The 710-nt window shown below is 60.3% G+C and carries 1 pseudogene; it reads left to right on the plus strand.

The features are described 5' to 3' along the window. Positions 1 to 710, plus strand: a pseudogene (locus IE182_RS31570) (IS256-like element IS1249 family transposase); the annotation flags it as partial.

Raw genomic sequence — 710 nt, forward strand, 5'->3', positions numbered from 1 at the left:
TGGCTCGTTGATGTGCCTGACCCCACCGCCGGCCACCACAAGCGGATCTACGACCAGGTATTTCTCGATGGCACCTACACCGCCGGTGGCTGCCTGATCGTCGCGGCGACCATCGACCACGTGATCGCCTGGCACTGGTGCAAACACGAAACCACCCGCGACTACCAACTGCTGCTTGAACGCATCGAAGCCCCACTCATCGCCGTCATCGACGGCGGCCAAGGCGCATACAGCGCAATCAAAAAGTGCTGGCCGACTACGAAAATTCAACGCTGCCTCGTCCACGCCCAACGCGTGGTCCGCCGCTACACCACCACCAACCCACGCACCGATGCCGGGCGCACCATCTACCGACTTGCGCTGAAACTGACCCGGATCACCACACTGGATGAAGCCGCCGCGTGGGGTGTGCAACTGCACGAGTTTTCAACGATCTACCGGGAATGGATGAACGAGAAAACCATGATCAAAGACCCCAAAACAGGTGCATGGACCCGCGTGTGGACCCACCACAACGTGCGCAAGGCCTACAACAGCCTCAACCATCTTTGGCGGTCCGAGATGCTGTTTGTCTACCTCAACCCGCCAGCAGGAGTCCTTGCGCCCGAGCGGATCAAATCCACCACCAACAGCTTAGAAGGCGGCATCAACGCCCAGCTCAAACTGCTCGCCAGAACCCACCGCGGCAGATCAGGCGAACGACAACGCCG

Origin of the sequence: Streptomyces cinnamoneus (assembly GCF_014650495.1) — a bacterium.
Taxonomy (GTDB): domain Bacteria; phylum Actinomycetota; class Actinomycetes; order Streptomycetales; family Streptomycetaceae; genus Streptomyces; species Streptomyces cinnamoneus.